General features: G+C 61.8%; 16 protein-coding genes. 1 reads left to right on the top strand and 15 read right to left on the bottom strand.

Translation table 11 applies throughout. The annotated features are described in order from the left end of the window. Positions 1-8 precede the first annotated feature (8 nt). The 14 genes from phnN to phnG all read right to left on the bottom strand — a co-directional run bounded on the left by phnN (position 9) and on the right by phnG (position 12,200). Entirely contained in the window at positions 9-605 is a 597-nt protein-coding gene (gene phnN, locus FHT93_RS11500) for a phosphonate metabolism protein/1,5-bisphosphokinase (PRPP-forming) PhnN (protein WP_112970258.1), read from the bottom strand. Beyond that, positions 605-1,744 carry an alpha-D-ribose 1-methylphosphonate 5-triphosphate diphosphatase gene (locus FHT93_RS11505; RefSeq protein WP_112542817.1) on the bottom strand — a complete coding sequence of 380 codons (1,140 nt, stop codon included), beginning with the start codon at positions 1,742-1,744 and terminating at the stop codon, positions 605-607. The genes phnN and FHT93_RS11505 overlap by 1 nt, the downstream gene beginning before the upstream one ends. A 13-nt stretch (positions 1,745-1,757) precedes the next feature. After that, positions 1,758-2,453, bottom strand: coding sequence for a DUF1045 domain-containing protein (locus tag FHT93_RS11510; RefSeq protein ID WP_112542816.1), 696 nt, complete (start codon positions 2,451-2,453; stop codon positions 1,758-1,760). A gap of 138 nt (positions 2,454-2,591) precedes the next feature. Then, a complete protein-coding gene (gene phnE / locus FHT93_RS11515; protein ID WP_113211188.1) occupies positions 2,592-3,938 on the bottom strand; it encodes a phosphonate ABC transporter, permease protein PhnE in 1,347 nt (448 codons plus the stop codon). A 7-nt stretch (positions 3,939-3,945) separates the two neighbouring features. Continuing rightward, positions 3,946-4,911, bottom strand: coding sequence for a phosphonate ABC transporter, permease protein PhnE (gene phnE / locus FHT93_RS11520; protein WP_113016206.1), 966 nt, complete (start codon positions 4,909-4,911; stop codon positions 3,946-3,948). Positions 4,912-5,075: 164 nt separating this feature from the next. Then, entirely contained in the window at positions 5,076-5,984 is a 909-nt protein-coding gene (phnD, locus tag FHT93_RS11525) for a phosphonate ABC transporter substrate-binding protein (protein ID WP_007813929.1), read from the bottom strand. 88 nt (positions 5,985-6,072) lie between these two features. Continuing rightward, positions 6,073-6,918, bottom strand: a complete 846-nt coding sequence (gene phnC, locus FHT93_RS11530; RefSeq protein ID WP_183848378.1) for a phosphonate ABC transporter ATP-binding protein — start codon at positions 6,916-6,918, stop codon at positions 6,073-6,075. Positions 6,919-7,036: 118 nt separating this feature from the next. After that, a complete protein-coding gene (locus FHT93_RS11535; protein ID WP_183847675.1) occupies positions 7,037-7,654 on the bottom strand; it encodes a DapH/DapD/GlmU-related protein in 618 nt (205 codons plus the stop codon). Beyond that, entirely contained in the window at positions 7,651-8,361 is a 711-nt protein-coding gene (phnL, locus tag FHT93_RS11540; protein WP_183847677.1) for a phosphonate C-P lyase system protein PhnL, read from the bottom strand. Before phnL ends, FHT93_RS11535 begins: the two co-directional genes overlap by 4 nt. A 4-nt stretch (positions 8,362-8,365) precedes the next feature. Beyond that, complete coding sequence (gene phnK / locus FHT93_RS11545) at positions 8,366-9,142, bottom strand: phosphonate C-P lyase system protein PhnK (protein WP_018114984.1); 777 nt, start codon at positions 9,140-9,142, stop codon at positions 8,366-8,368. Then, positions 9,139-10,008, bottom strand: coding sequence for an alpha-D-ribose 1-methylphosphonate 5-phosphate C-P-lyase PhnJ (locus FHT93_RS11550; protein ID WP_183847679.1), 870 nt, complete (start codon positions 10,006-10,008; stop codon positions 9,139-9,141). The genes phnK and FHT93_RS11550 overlap by 4 nt, the downstream gene beginning before the upstream one ends. Continuing rightward, positions 10,005-11,111, bottom strand: coding sequence for a carbon-phosphorus lyase complex subunit PhnI (locus tag FHT93_RS11555; RefSeq protein ID WP_113016211.1), 1,107 nt, complete (start codon positions 11,109-11,111; stop codon positions 10,005-10,007). Before FHT93_RS11555 ends, FHT93_RS11550 begins: the two co-directional genes overlap by 4 nt. 4 nt (positions 11,112-11,115) lie before the next feature. Further along, positions 11,116-11,724 (bottom strand): phosphonate C-P lyase system protein PhnH, encoded by a 609-nt coding sequence (gene phnH, locus FHT93_RS11560; RefSeq protein ID WP_183847681.1) that lies wholly within the window; start codon positions 11,722-11,724, stop codon positions 11,116-11,118. Then, complete coding sequence (gene phnG, locus FHT93_RS11565) at positions 11,724-12,200, bottom strand: phosphonate C-P lyase system protein PhnG (protein ID WP_183847683.1); 477 nt, start codon at positions 12,198-12,200, stop codon at positions 11,724-11,726. The genes phnH and phnG overlap by 1 nt, the downstream gene beginning before the upstream one ends. A gap of 152 nt (positions 12,201-12,352) precedes the next feature. Between phnG and phnF the strand changes: the two genes are divergently transcribed. Next, entirely contained in the window at positions 12,353-13,090 is a 738-nt protein-coding gene (phnF, locus tag FHT93_RS11570) for a phosphonate metabolism transcriptional regulator PhnF (protein WP_183847685.1), read from the top strand. Between the two features lie 72 nt (positions 13,091-13,162). On the opposite strand, the gene FHT93_RS11575 is transcribed toward phnF, so the two are convergent. Next, positions 13,163-13,798 (bottom strand): 2,3-bisphosphoglycerate-dependent phosphoglycerate mutase, encoded by a 636-nt coding sequence (locus FHT93_RS11575; protein WP_112542810.1) that lies wholly within the window; start codon positions 13,796-13,798, stop codon positions 13,163-13,165. Positions 13,799-13,813 lie beyond the last annotated feature (15 nt).

Here is a 13,813-nt window from a genome sequence, read left to right on the forward strand (position 1 = left end):
TGTCTCGTTTAGACGATTTCCTTCAGGAAGCCATCCAGGATGTCGACCATCTTGCGCTCCGCCTCTTCCAGGGAGCCGCTATTGTCGAGCTCCACGACATCGTAATCGCCGCGCACCGTCAGCGGGCCGCGTGCGAGGCGGGCCATGATGTCCTCGTGCGTCTCGCGGCCGCGCGCCTCCAGGCGGCCGGCCAGCACTTCCGGGCGGGCCGTCACATTAATGACCTTTAGCCGCGGGAAAGCAGCCTGGAAACGGTGCAGGGCCGAGCGCGAGCCATTGGCCACGACGAGGTGACCCCTGGAAAGTGCAACGGAAACCTCCGCCGGAATGGCGTATTTGAGACCATGCGCCTCCCACCACACCGCAAAGGCGCCGGACTGCTCCATCGATGCGAATCCCGCATCCGAAACGGCGAGGTGATCCTCCCCACCGGCATCGCCATCGCGAGTGATGACACGGCGGGCAAAATGCACGTCTTCGCGGCGATCGAAATGCCGGGCCGCAAGGTTCATCAGCGTGTCCTTGCCAGCCCCGCTCGGGCCGACGACGACGACCATGATGCCGCGTTCGGCACCAGCGCCCGGATGGGGTTCGTGTGACATCATCATGCGACACGGCGTCCTTCACGCCAGACGGAACGCGTCACCGGCACGCCATGTGAACGGTGGACGCGGACGAGATCGGCACGCAGGCCGGTTTCGATGCGGCCGCGATCGTTGAGGCTGACGGTGCGTGCTGGCGTTGCCGTCACCATTGCAATTGCCTTCGGCAAGGTAATGCCCTCGACCTCGTCGGCAAGAATGAAGGGCGCATGAAGCAGGCTGAGCGGCACATAGTCGGACGAAAGCACGTCGAGAACGCCGAGCTGAGCCAGATCACGCGCGGCGATATTGCCAGAATGCGACTTGCCGCGCACGATGTTCGGTGCGCCCATCAGCACGCTCATGCCGTTTTCGTGCGACAGCCGGGCTGCGTCGATGCTGGTCGGGAATTCGGCCAGGCGAACGCCGTTTTCGATCGCCTCATCGACATGGGCAGATGTGGCATCGTCATGGCTTGCGACGGTGATGCCGCGTTCGGCGCAGACCTTGGAGATCGCGTCGCGATTTGGCGTCGAATTGCGATCGGACTCGGCGATGCGTCTGGCGCAGAAGCGGGCAAACTCCTCGTCGGAAAGACCGCGCTTCTTCTGATAGTAGAAGATGTACTGGTCCATTGTCTGGAACTGGCGCTGGCCCGGCGCGTGGTCCATCAGCGAAACGAGACCGACATAAGGATCGTTTTCGAAATCCGCGAAGTGCTGCAGCACGTTGTCGGCCGAAACCTCGCAACGCAGATGGAGGAGATGTTCGGCGCGCAGGCGTCCTTCCTTTTCGGCGGACTGGATGGCATCGGCCATCTCGCGCATCTCGCCGTGCTCGAAGCCGCCGTCTTCGTCAGCACCCATGCGCAGGCAGTCGAAGACCGTGGTGATGCCCGAGGTGACGATCTGCGCGTCATGGGCCTGGATGGCCGCCGTCTTGTTCCAGCGGATGCCCGGACGCGGCGAATAATGGCCTTCCAGATGGTCCGTGTGCAGCTCGACGAGGCCAGGAATGATGTAGTCGCCCTCAAAGTCTTCGCCGGCTACCGAAATGCCTTTTGAAATATCGGCGATCTTGCCGTCGCGTATCAGGATAGAGCCCGAAAGGATGTCGTCCTCGAGAACGATACGGGCATTTGAAAGAACGGTTTCTTTGCTCATGTCAGAAAATCTTTCAGCTTTTGGCGCCAGCAAGAGGCAGCCATGTGTGAACTTTGAAAGGCGCGCCGCGCGCCTCCTCGCTAAAGACGGCAAGGCCGGAAATGTGAAGCGGCCTGCCGGTGAAAGCTGCAAAACGCTCCGTCAGGATCGCCTTCATCACTTCCGCGCGCTCTTCCGGCACCTGACCGGTCAGCGTCATATGGAAGCCGAAGTCATCCATGACATATGGATAGCCCCAGCGCATGAGATTATTGCGCTGGCTCTCGGAGAGCCTTTCCGGTTTGCGCCTGATAATATCGGCCTCGGAGAGTGCCGCCCGGAATGGCTCGAAAGACTTTACCACCTTTGCGGCGAAATCCTGAAGCGGCTGGTGCAGCGAACCCGGAACAAGTGCGAAGAAGCGACCGAGCTGTCCGAGCACCAGCTCGGGGATTTCAAAGGCCGGCGTCTTGGCGGCAAAATCTTCGACGACCGCCATCAGGTCCTTTTCGGTCACGGAGGAGGCAAGCTCGAAGGGCGCCTTGATCGTCGCGTGGAAACCGTAGCGGCGCGGATCGGCGGTCAATTCGAATTGTTCGTTTGACGGCAATGTCTTGTATTCGGGTGCAGGATAGGTCTCGCCGGTAAAGGCATTGCGGCCGAGCCAGACAGAGGCCGCATCCGTCAGGGAATGATCCTTAGACGGCGAAAAATAGAGAGCGTAGCGCAAGGCTTTTATCCTGGAGATCGTCCGAATGGGGAGCGCAATGTGCATTGATTTGGCGGTGAACCGCAAGCACGCTCCGGCTAAAAGATTTCCATGACAGAATGATGATGACGGCGGGCCGTCATCATCATTTGATCGGGCTTAGTGGCCGGCCTTAGTGCCCATCAGGCGATGGCGCAGTGCATTCGATGCGGTATCGAACAGGAAGACGACGATCAGGATCAGGATGACCATGTATGCGACGTTTTCCCAATTGGAATTGGTGCGCATGGCTTCCCAGAGCTTGAGACCGATACCGCCGGCGCCAACGGCGCCGATGATCGTCGCGCCGCGTACGTTCGATTCCCACTGATAGAGCGTCTGGCTGACGATGACGGGAACGATCTGCGGCATGATGCCGTAGCGATGCACCAGCACGGTCGAGGCGCCCGTCGACTTCACGCCTTCGCGCGGCTTGTTGTCGATATTCTCGAGACCTTCCGAGTAGAGCTTGCCGAGCGTGCCTGTCTCCGTGAGGAAGATGGCGCCGGAACCAGCAAGAGGACCGGGGCCGAAGGCGCGCGTCAGGAACAGCGCCCAGATCAGCATGTCGACCGAACGCAGGAAGTCGAAGAAGCGCTTCAGGGCCTGGTTCAGGAACCTGTTTGGCGTGATGTTGCGCGCTGCCATGAAGGCGAGCGGGAAGGCCGCGAGCGAACCGAGCAACGTGCCGAGGAAGGCCATCACGATCGTCTGGAACAGCTTGGTCCAGACATCGCCATGCTGCCATTCGCTGTTGTTCCAGATATTGTCGAAAGCAAGCGACAGGTTCGACTGATCGGGATGGATACGCGGGCCGGAGACGATGAGACTGATGACCTCGCTTGCCGGCTTGTCGAAGAAGGGCGACTGCGTATCGAAGACGAAGTTCGCCCAGCCGATAAATCGCTTGCGCACTTTCACGCGGTCGACGGAAATGCTGACATCCCCCGCAAAACCGAGATTGGCAAGCACGTTGTCGTCATAGACCGTCATCCAGCCGGGAACCGGACCGACGACTTTCGGTGCGCCGCTGCTGACATCGACCGGCACCGTCATGCCATGGGCAACGATCGTCGTCTGGCTCTTGCTGACCGTCACTGTGCGGCCGCTGCCGCCGACGAGGACCGTGATGCTGCCGTCCGTGTTGGTTTTCAGCCAATCCGGATGCGGATCGTCGCCAAGTGGTGAGAAGCGCGGGTAGCGCGTCTGGATCGTGCCATCGTCCTGGATACGGAATTCCGGCTGAACGTCATAGCTGATCCACTGGCTCATATAGATGCCGAAGCGTTCCCAGTGGGCTTCGGCGATGAGCTTCGGCAGGTCGAAAAACCAGACGGCATAAAAGCCGTAGAGGATTGTCGCGAGCACAATGAGGAGACCGCCGAAACGCTGGCGGAAGGACTTGTGAAAATATTCCGGATAGCGCGTTTCGATCTCATGCATGCGGTTTGCGTCGATGACCGTCATGGCAGCCTCAATGTTGCAGGAGGAAGGCGTGTTCGCCGACGAGCCGGCGGCGCAGCCAGGCGGAGAACTGGTCGACAGCGACAATCGTCACGAAGAGCAGCAGCACGAGCGCCACGGTCTTCGCGCCGAAACCGCGGGAAATGGAAAGCTTGAGCTCTTCACCGATACCGCCGCCGCCGACGGCGCCGATGATGGTCGAAGCGCGCACGTTGATCTCAAGGCGCAGCAGCGCATAGGACGCATAGTTCGGCATGACCTGCGGCAGGGCGGCGAAACGCACGCGCTCCAGCCAGTTCGCGCCGACGGCGCGCATGCCTTCGTCCGGTTTCATGTCGATGTTTTCGGCAACTTCATAGAAGAGCTTGCCGAGTGCGCCGATCGTGTGGAGCGTGATCGCGATAATGGCGGCCACCGGTCCGATCGAGAGGATCGCCGAAAACAGGCCGGCGATGACGATTTCTGGGAAGGCGCGCAGGAATTCCATGATGCGCTTTGTAAAGATGCGCAGCGGCCAGTTCTTCGTCAGATTGCGTGCCGCAAAGAAGCTGAGCGGAACGGCGAAGATGAAGGCGATGATGGTCGAAACGAGCGCGATATTGATCGTGACGATCATCAGCTCGAAATATTCGGGGATGTAGAAGCTGCCCCAGACATAGACGCGGCCATTGGCGAAATTGAATTCTTCGCCACCCTTGTCGTTCGGGCTCGCAATATCGAAAAGCGCGCGCCAGACATCGGTCCAGTCTTTCGGGATAAGCCAGCTCAGGAAGTCGAACAAATGCGGCAGGCGTTCGAAGAAGTGACCTGCATTGCTCTCGTCGGCAAAGCGCACGGAGCTGACGAAAGCTACGATGAGGATCACCAGACCAAGCGCGGTATAGAAACGCCGTCTGGCGATCATCCTGTCCCAAGCGGTGGCGATTTCCTTCGTGCTCTGCATCGGCACATGCTGCTGTGTATCGGCAATAGTCATGAACGCCCCGCCTACTGCATAATTCCTTAATCGGGCTCGATTTAAGGATGAAATTATGCGGCAATTTAGAGTTCTACAGCGTCCTTTGCGCGTCTGACGCGCGGCGCTGTAGTCACAAGAAAAAGGGCGGCCGTTGCCGGCCGCCCTGTATACGGATGGCGCAATCAGCCGCCGATAGCAGCCTTACGAACTTCTACGACAGCGTTGTAGAAGTCGTGCTTGACCGGGGCGTAGCCCTTGTAGTCGCCGCCTTCGATAGCTGCGAAGCACTTGTGGTCCTTCTCCGGCAGGGCCGTGAAGAAGGCGGTCAGCTTCTTCTGCCACTCTTCGCCGAGAGCGTTGCGAACGACGAGCGGGCCGTTCGGGATCAGCGGCGAACGCCATACTTCAACGAGCTTGTTCGGATCGACAGCGCCCTTGTCGACTTCCTTGCGGAAGGTACCGGAGGTGTAGCCGTCCTTGAAGTCGCCGATGCCCGAGCTATCGTCAACAGCAACGTCGACCTTGCCGTCGTAAGCAGCGAGCAGGTTGTTCTCATGGCCGCCGTTGAACTGCGTGGAAGCGAAGAACTTGTCGTTCGGCATGCCCGTGTCCTTCGGGATCTGCGTCAGCGGAACGAGATAGCCCGAGGTGGAATCCGGATCGGCGTAGCCGAGCTTCTTGCCCTTGGCGTCCTTGATCGTCTTGATGCCGGAGGACTTCAGGGCGAGACCGATCGAGTAGTAACCCGTGGAGCCGTCCTTCTGCTGCGTCGTCAGGATCGGCGTAACAGCCTTCGGGTCCTTGATGTAAACGGATGCGTAGCCGGAAGCGCCGAGTTCAGCGAAGTCGAGCGTGCCGCCGAGGAGGCCCTGGATAACGCCGTCGTAGTCGGCGGCCGGGAAGAGCGAAACCTTCTCGAAGCCGAATTCCTGCTTCAGGTGGTCTGCAAGGCAGGCATAGTTGCGCAGGCGGTCGGTTTCGTTTTCGCCGCCGAGGATGCCGACGCGGAATTCCTTGAGGTCAGCGGCATTGGCAGCGCCGGCTGCGAGCGACAGGATCGCCGTAGCCGCAAAAAGTGCTTTCTTCAACATGGGTTCTCTCCTGAATGACCGGGGGACCGGTCGTTTTGGTACGAAGAAATCTGCCCTTGACGCGGGCATTCGATCGCGGCCGCCCCTCTCACAGACCGGCCAGCGCCAGCGGTTGGGTGCCGGCGGATTGGTTTTCGGCTCCTTCCGGAGCGATATTGATTGCGGTCGAGGTCATCGTTTCGTCGATGCCCGCACCGTCCTTGTCCGTGCCATAGATTTCCTTCACGGCCTCGGTGGTGAGTTCGGAAGGTTTTCCGTCGAAAACGACGCGGCCGCCTGCCATGCCGACGATGCGTTCGCAGTAGCTGCGGGCCGTATCGAGCGTGTGCAGGTTGGTGATGACGGTGATGCCCTCACGCTCGTTGATGTCGCGTAGGGCATCCATGACGATCTTGGCGTTCAGTGGGTCGAGCGAGGCGATCGGCTCGTCGGCCAGAACCATCTTCGGGTTCTGCATCAGCGCGCGGGCGATCGCCACACGCTGCTGCTGGCCGCCCGAAAGCGTGCCCGCTGCCTGCAGCGCCGTCTGCTCGATGCCGAGGCGCTCGAGTGCCGCGATGGCCTGGATGCGCTCTTCGCGGCTGAAGACGTTGAGCAGGCTAAGGACCGTCGAGCGATGGTTGAGACGGCCGAGCATGACGTTGGTCAGCACATCGAGGCGCGGGACGAGGTTGAACTGCTGGAAGATCATTGCGCAGTCGCGCTGCCAGTTGCGCAACGCCTGACCGCGAAGGCCGGAAACCTCGACACCGCCGAAATGGATGGTGCCGGAGGAAGGTTCCTGCAGGCGGTTGATCATACGCAGGAGCGTAGACTTGCCGGCGCCCGACCGGCCGATGATGCCGACCATCTGGCCCTGAGGAATGTTCAGCGTTACGGAGTCGACAGCGAGCTTCTTTCCGAACCGGCGTGTGACATTCTTCAGTTCGAACATCATGCTCTTCCCTCGCATTTCAGGCTTGCTTCTGGGATCGCATTAGTCCCGCTTCATGAACCTCGCGTGTCAGTTTTGTGTAAGTCCTGTCACAAAACTCTGCCCCGCAACATTCGGCTCAGCCGCCGTAGCGCGAAAGGAAGTCTTCGGCGCCAAGCGCCCGGAAATCAGGCAGTGCGCCGCGCAGCCGGTCGTGTTCCCAGTCCCACCAGGCAAGCTTGTCCATGCGCTCGCCGATCTCCCTCGGAAAGCGCTCTCGGATGAGCTTGGCCGGCACGCCGCCAACGATCGTGTAGGGAGCGACATCCTTCGAGACGACTGCCCCCGCCCCGATGACGGCCCCGTTGCCAACGGTCACGCCAGGCAGGATCGTGGCGCCATGACCGATCCAGACATCATTGCCGATGACGACCCGGTTGGAGCGGCGCCATTCGAAGAATTCGCTCTCCATGTCGGCATCCGGCCAGTAATCGACGGCGCGGTAGGTGAAGTGGTGCAGCGTCGCGCGCCAGGTCGGATGGTTGGTGGCGTTGATACGCACCGCGGCGGCGATGTTGACGAACTTGCCGATTGTCGCGCACCAGATCGAGCCGTCCTGCATGATGTAGGAATAGTCGCCGAACTCCGCTTCGCTGATGCGGCAGCGCTCGGAAACTTCCGTGTAGCGGCCGAAGGTCGAGTTGGAGACGGAGGCTGTTTCATGGAAATAGGGCTCGACACCCAGCTTGCGGCTCATGCTGCGATCGCCTTTCGCGGAGAGAATTGCTGGACGTCGAGAATGCGGTCGGCAACGGCTTCACGCACTTCCTCATCGTGGAAGATGCCGAGCAAAGCGACGCCCGCCTTCTTCTTTTCCTCGATCATGCCGACGACGACGGCACGGTTCTTAGCGTCGAGCGAGGCGGTCGGCTCGTCGAGCAGCAGGATCGTGTGATCGGTGATGAAGCCGCGGGCGATGTTGACGCGCTGCTGTTCGCCGCCCGAGAAGGTGGAGGGCGGCAGCTGCCAGAGGGCTTCCGGCAGGTTGAGCTTTTCGAGCAGGCTTGCTGCTTTTTCGCGGGCGCTGTCGGCCGCTTCGCCGCGTGCAAGCAGCGGCTCGGCGACGACGTCGAGGGCCGCAACACGCGGCACAGTGCGCAGGAACTGGCTGACGTAACCGAGCGTGTGGCGCCGCACGTCCAGGACGGTGCGCGGGTCGCCGGCGGCCAGATCGACGATCTTGCGCTTGTGGTTGACGAGGATCTGTCCGCTGTCGACGGCATAATTGCCGTAGATCATCTTGAGCAGCGAGCTTTTGCCGATACCCGATGGGCCACCGAGCACGACGCATTCGGCCGATGCCACCGAGAAGGAGACATCCGAGACGACCGGCAGCTTGAGGCCGTCGCGCAGGTGCATGGTGAAGCTTTTGGCGACTTCTGAAACGACGAGAGGCGTTGCCATTTTCTTAAACCTGCAGGATCGAGGAAACGAGGAGCTGGGTATACGGCTCGCGCGGGTCGTCCAGCACACGGTCGGTCAGACCCTGCTCGATGACGTGGCCGTCCTTCATCACCATCATTCGGTGCGACAGGAGGCGGGCGACGGCGAGATCGTGCGTGACGATGATGGCCGAGAGACCGAGATCGTTGACGAGGCCGCGCACCAGATCGAGGAGGCGTGCCTGCACCGAAACGTCGAGACCGCCGGTTGGCTCATCCATGAACACGAGGCGCGGGCCGGTGACGAGGTTGCGGGCGATCTGCAGGCGCTGGCGCATACCGCCGGAAAAGGCGCGCGGCTGGTCATCGATGCGGCCGGCGTCGATTTCGACGCGCTCCAGCCAGTCGATTGCGGTGGAGCGGATCTTGCCATAGTGCCGATCGCCGATCGCCATCAGGCGTTCGCCGACATTGGCGCCGGCCGAGACCGTCATGCGCAGTCCGTCGGCCGGGTTCTGGTGCACGAAGCCCCAGTCGGTGCGCATCAGAAAGCGGCGCTCGGCCTCGTTCATGTGGTAAAGGTCGCGGTAGCTGCCGTCGCGCATGTGATATTCGACGCTGCCGGTCGTCGGCATCAGCCGGGTAGAAATGCAGTTGAGCAGCGTCGTCTTGCCCGAGCCGGATTCGCCGACGATGGCGAGCACTTCGCCAGGCCAGAGCTCGAAGGAGACATTCTTGCAGCCGATGCGGTTGCCGTAGAATTTCGAGAGGTCGCTGACTTTGAGAAGCGGTGTTTCGGTCATTCTGCCCGGGCCAGCAATTCGCCGGCATGTCCATGTGCTCGGCGGTCGTCGCAATAGTCGGTGTCGGAGCAGACGAACATGCGCCCGCCCTTGTCGTCGAGGATCACTTCGTCGAGATAGACTTCCTCCGCGCCGCAGAGCGCGCATGGCTTGCCGAAGCGCTGGATCTCGAAGGGATGGTCTTCGAAATCGAGGCTGACGACGTCCGTATAGGGCGGCACCGCATAGATGCGCTTTTCGCGACCGGCGCCGAAGAGCTGCAGTGCCTCGGACTTGTGCATTTTCGGATTGTCGAATTTCGGCGTCGGCGAGGGATCCATGACATAGCGGCCGTTGACCTTCACCGGATAGGCATAGGTCGTGGCGATGCGGCCGTTGCGGGCGATATCCTCGTAGAGCTTCACATGCATGAGGCCGTATTCTTCCAGCGCATGCATCTTGCGTGTCTCGGTTTCGCGCGGTTCGAGGAAGCGCAGCGGCTCCGGGATCGGCACCTGGTAGACGAGAACCTGCCCGGTCCCGAGCTTTTCCTCGGGGATGCGGTGGCGCGTCTGGATGATCGTCGCGTCCTTGGTGTGGGTGGTCACCGCAACATTGGCGACCTTCTGGAAGAAGGCGCGAATGGAGACGGCGTTCGTCGTGTCGTCGGCGCCCTGGTCGATGACCTTGAGAACGTCATCAGGCCCGATGATGGCTGCCGTCACCTGCACGCCGCCAGTGCCCCAGCCGTAGGGCATCGGCATTTCTCTGCTGGCAAAGGGAACCTGGTAGCCGGGAATGGCGATCGCCTTCAGGATGGCGCGGCGGATCATGCGCTTGGTCTGTTCGTCGAGATAGGCGAAATTGTAGGTGGCGAGATCACTCATTCGGCGGCCTCCTTTTGGGTCTCGCCGCTGTCGCGGGCGGCTTCGAAATCGCGGCGCATGCGGCGGACGAGGTCGAGTTCGGCCTGGAAGTCCACATAATGCGGAAGCTTCAGGTGTTCGACGAAACCCGTCGCCTGCACGTTGTCGGAATGGGAAATGACGAATTCCTCGTCCTGCGCCGGCGCGGTGATATCCTCGCCAAGCTCTTCGGCGCGCAGCGCGCGATCGACGAGAGACATGGCCATCGCCTTGCGCTCGCTCTGGCCGAAAACCAGGCCGTAGCCGCGGGTGAACTGTGGCGGCGCCTTGGCCGAACCCTTGAACTGGTTGACCATCTGGCATTCGGTGAGCTGGATAGGTCCCAAAGAGACGGCGAAGCCAAGTTCCGGCACGTCGAACTCCACCTCGACCTCGCCGATGCGGATTTCACCGGTGAAGGGGTGGTTGCGGCCGTAGCCACGCTGGGTGGAATAGCCGAGCGCCAGAAGGAAGCCTTCGTCGCCGCGGGCCAGCGCCTGCAGGCGAAGATCCCTGGTCATCGGGAATTCCATCGGCTCGCGCGTCAGGTCGCCAGTCTCGTGGTCCTCGGGCAGTTCGCCGTCGTTCTCGATCAGCCCTTCCTGGCCGAGGATTTCGGAAACGCGCATGACGCGGCCGCTCTCCGCCTCGCGCTGCGCCGGCTCTTCCACCGCCTCGTCCGAAAGCAGTGAGGGATCGAGCAGGCGGTGCGTGTAGTCGAAGGTCGGGCCGAGCAGCTGCCCGCCCGGAAGATCCTTGTAGGTCGCTGAAATACGGCGCTCGATCTGCATGTTCGCGGTATCGAGCGGCTTCGAATAGCCGAAGCGCGGCAGCGTCGTGCGATAGGCGCGCAGCAGGAAGATCGCCTCGATCATGTCGCCGCGCGACTGGCGCACGGCAAGTGCTGCAAGAGTGCGGTCGTAGAGCGAGGCTTCCGCCATGACGCGATCGACGGCGAGCGCCAGCTGTTCGACGATCTGCTCGATGCCGATGGCGGGCACGGAGCGGTCGCCGCGCCGGCGATCGGCGAGCAGGCGGTGGGCATTGGCGATGGCGGCCTCGCCACCCTTGACGGCAACATACATGAGCTCAGATCTCCGTTGCTGTGATCTTGGTGGTGCGCGGCAGGCAGAGGAAACGCTTGCCCGCCGTCAGCACGATGTCGACGCCGCGCGGAAAGAGCGCGCGGTTTTCCGTCCAGAGGCGTAGGAAGGTTTCCGGGAGGCCGACCGGTGCGATCTCGGCCACGCTCTGGATGCCCGGTCCCATCAGGGCGAGCCGGCGGCCGCCTTCGAGATCGGCAAGTTCGATCACGACAGTCGTGGAACGATCAGGATATTCCTGCGTGCCTGATGCAAACAGGCCGAACGTGGAAAGAGCCATGCCGGCTTCGACGAAGGCGAAGCGCGCTTCGGCCTTTTCGGTGGTCATAGGTGCGCCGGCGTGGAAGCCGAGCCATTGCGGAACCGCCGACTTGGCAAGCCCCGCGGAAAGCCAGACCGGAGTATCATGGTCGCAGAGCGTCAGGCCGATCGCGCCGGCGGCAATGCCGAGTGGTGCCGGTGGCACAATGTCGGGTGTTACGGTCTGGATCGTGCCGGGCCGGGCCATGCCGTCCATCAGCATCTTGAACACGCTCTGGGCCTGGAAGACCGGCTCGACAAAGCCGCCGGTCAGAACATCGGTCTTGGCACTCATCAATCTTCTCCCCGGACCATGGTGAAGAAATCGACGCGGGTCGCAGCCGTTTCCTCAGCCTTGCGGTTGACGTCGTCGCCGATCCGCCGAGCGATCGGTGAAAGCAGGTTTTCTTCGACGAAGCTCTTGGTCGCCTCTTCCTGCCAGAGCGCATCGAAGGTGGCTGAAAGCCGCGCCTTCTCACGGTCGGTACCGAGCGCCTGGGCATGTCCGACGGAGCCGGAGGCGAGGCGCACCGTTGCGCGTGTCACCGTCACTTCGCCGAGATTGAAGGGCGCGCCGCCGCCGCCGATGCGGCCGCGGACCATGACGAGACCCGTTTCCGGGCCACGCACCGGCTGCACCACCGGCTTTTCGGCAAGCGCATCCCACGCCGCCAGCAATTCCCATGTTTCGGCGCGGGCGAGCAGATCGACGGTGCGTTTACGCCCGTCATCCGTTCGCGCCGCAGCTACCGTCTTCTCCGCTGCCGTCATCATCTTTTCCTTGAAATGTCTATTGATATAGACAACCATACAAGCTATACCTATCCCTAAATCGGCGAGGTGACAAGCGTGTGACACTGCGCGACCGAAATTGGCCGAGCCCGAAGATGAATTCGGGCGGAAAATAAGCTGGCAGGGGTGCAATGGCAGGAATAAAGCAGGTACAGCGGCAGACAGGGGTGGCGCTGTGGCGGCAGATCGCCGACAGGATCCGCGAGGCGATCAGCTGTGGCGCCTACGACGAAACGGGCATGGTGCCGCCGGAAACTGTTCTGGCGCTGCAGTTCGGCGTCAACAGGCATACCGTCCGCAGCGCACTCGCAGCGCTTGCCCAGGAAGGCATCGTGCGCGCAGTGCAGGGCCGCGGCACGCTGATCGAGCGCAAGGAGCGCCTGAATTTTCCGATCAGCCGCCGTACCCGTTTCACCGACGGTCTCAGAGATCAGGCACGCGAGACACACGCGCTCCTGCTCGGCCATGCAGAAGAAGTGGCCGATGCCGAAGTGGCCCGCTGGTTGCGCGTGGCCGAGGGTACACCGGTCATCCGGCTGGAAACGGTGCGTGATGCGGATAAACGGCCCGTCGCGCGCGGGACGAGCTGGTTCCCTGCCTCACGTTTTGCCGGCATCGGCGAGATCTACAGGAAGACCGAGTCCATCACCAAGGCTTTCGCGGTACTTGGCCTGTCGGATTATGTGCGCGCCACCACGGAGATCACTGCCACCCACGCCGACGCCGGCGATATCGCCGATCTCGAGCTGACACCGGGCGCCGTCCTGTTGATCACCAAGGCGATGAACACCGATCTGGAAGGCGTGCCGGTGCAATATTCCATCAGCCGCTTTGCCGCCGACCGCGTCCAGTTCACCATCGAGAACTGAATATGGCGAAGACTGAAAACGAAAAGGCCGGGCGCGAGCCCGGCCTTGAACCTTATCGATGCCTGATCGTGCTCAGTGCGCGCCGGACATGTCGCCGAGCACTTCCTTGGAAGCGACGGTGGAATCAGCCTTCAGCTTGTAGACCATCGGCACGCCGGTCGCGAGATTGAGCGACAGAACCTGCTCGCGGGTGAGCTTGTCGAGAACCATGACCAGCGAACGCAGCGAATTGCCATGTGCTGCAACCAGCACCTTTTCGCCGCGCAGGACACGCGGAAGGATTTCCGTCAGATAGTAAGGCCAGACGCGGGCGCCGGTGTCGCGCAGGCTTTCACCGCCCGGAGGCGGAACGTCATAGGAGCGGCGCCAGACATGCACCTGCTCTTCGCCCCACTTGGCACGGGCATCGTCCTTGTTGAGGCCGGAGAGGTCGCCGTAGTCGCGTTCGTTCAGCGCCTGGTCGCGGATCGTCTCGAGATCAGGCTGGCCGACCTTGTCGAGGACGAGCTTCAGCGTGTGCTGCGCGCGCACCAGCGCGGAGGTAAAGGCGATATCGAACTTGATGCCGTAATCGGCGAGCGCCTGGCCGCCGGTCGTGGCTTCCTGGATCCCGAGCTCGGTCAGATCAGGGTCCTTCCAGCCGGTGAAGAGATTCTTGAGATTCCAGTCGCTCTGGCCGTGGCGAACGAGGACGAGGGTACCGCTCATGAAAAATGCCTCCGA

Origin of the sequence: Rhizobium sp. BK379 (assembly GCF_014193955.1) — a bacterium.
Taxonomy (GTDB): domain Bacteria; phylum Pseudomonadota; class Alphaproteobacteria; order Rhizobiales; family Rhizobiaceae; genus Rhizobium.

What these genes read in the sequence shown, in the direction of transcription:
- phnN (WP_112970258.1), bottom strand. Translation starts at nt 605, where the DNA reads ATGATGTCACACGAACCCCATCCGGGCGCTGGTGCCGAACGCGGCATC.
- FHT93_RS11505 (WP_112542817.1), bottom strand. Translation starts at nt 1,744, where the DNA reads ATGAGCAAAGAAACCGTTCTTTCAAATGCCCGTATCGTTCTCGAGGAC.
- phnE (WP_113211188.1), bottom strand. Translation starts at nt 3,938, where the DNA reads ATGACGGTCATCGACGCAAACCGCATGCATGAGATCGAAACGCGCTAT.
- phnE (WP_113016206.1), bottom strand. Translation starts at nt 4,911, where the DNA reads ATGACTATTGCCGATACACAGCAGCATGTGCCGATGCAGAGCACGAAG.
- phnD (WP_007813929.1), bottom strand. Translation starts at nt 5,984, where the DNA reads ATGTTGAAGAAAGCACTTTTTGCGGCTACGGCGATCCTGTCGCTCGCA.
- phnC (WP_183848378.1), bottom strand. Translation starts at nt 6,918, where the DNA reads ATGTTCGAACTGAAGAATGTCACACGCCGGTTCGGAAAGAAGCTCGCT.
- FHT93_RS11535 (WP_183847675.1), bottom strand. Translation starts at nt 7,654, where the DNA reads ATGAGCCGCAAGCTGGGTGTCGAGCCCTATTTCCATGAAACAGCCTCC.
- phnL (WP_183847677.1), bottom strand. Translation starts at nt 8,361, where the DNA reads ATGGCAACGCCTCTCGTCGTTTCAGAAGTCGCCAAAAGCTTCACCATG.
- phnK (WP_018114984.1), bottom strand. Translation starts at nt 9,142, where the DNA reads ATGACCGAAACACCGCTTCTCAAAGTCAGCGACCTCTCGAAATTCTAC.
- FHT93_RS11550 (WP_183847679.1), bottom strand. Translation starts at nt 10,008, where the DNA reads ATGAGTGATCTCGCCACCTACAATTTCGCCTATCTCGACGAACAGACC.
- FHT93_RS11555 (WP_113016211.1), bottom strand. Translation starts at nt 11,111, where the DNA reads ATGTATGTTGCCGTCAAGGGTGGCGAGGCCGCCATCGCCAATGCCCAC.
- phnH (WP_183847681.1), bottom strand. Translation starts at nt 11,724, where the DNA reads ATGAGTGCCAAGACCGATGTTCTGACCGGCGGCTTTGTCGAGCCGGTC.
- phnG (WP_183847683.1), bottom strand. Translation starts at nt 12,200, where the DNA reads ATGACGGCAGCGGAGAAGACGGTAGCTGCGGCGCGAACGGATGACGGG.
- phnF (WP_183847685.1), top strand. Translation starts at nt 12,353, where the DNA reads ATGGCAGGAATAAAGCAGGTACAGCGGCAGACAGGGGTGGCGCTGTGG.
- FHT93_RS11575 (WP_112542810.1), bottom strand. Translation starts at nt 13,798, where the DNA reads ATGAGCGGTACCCTCGTCCTCGTTCGCCACGGCCAGAGCGACTGGAAT.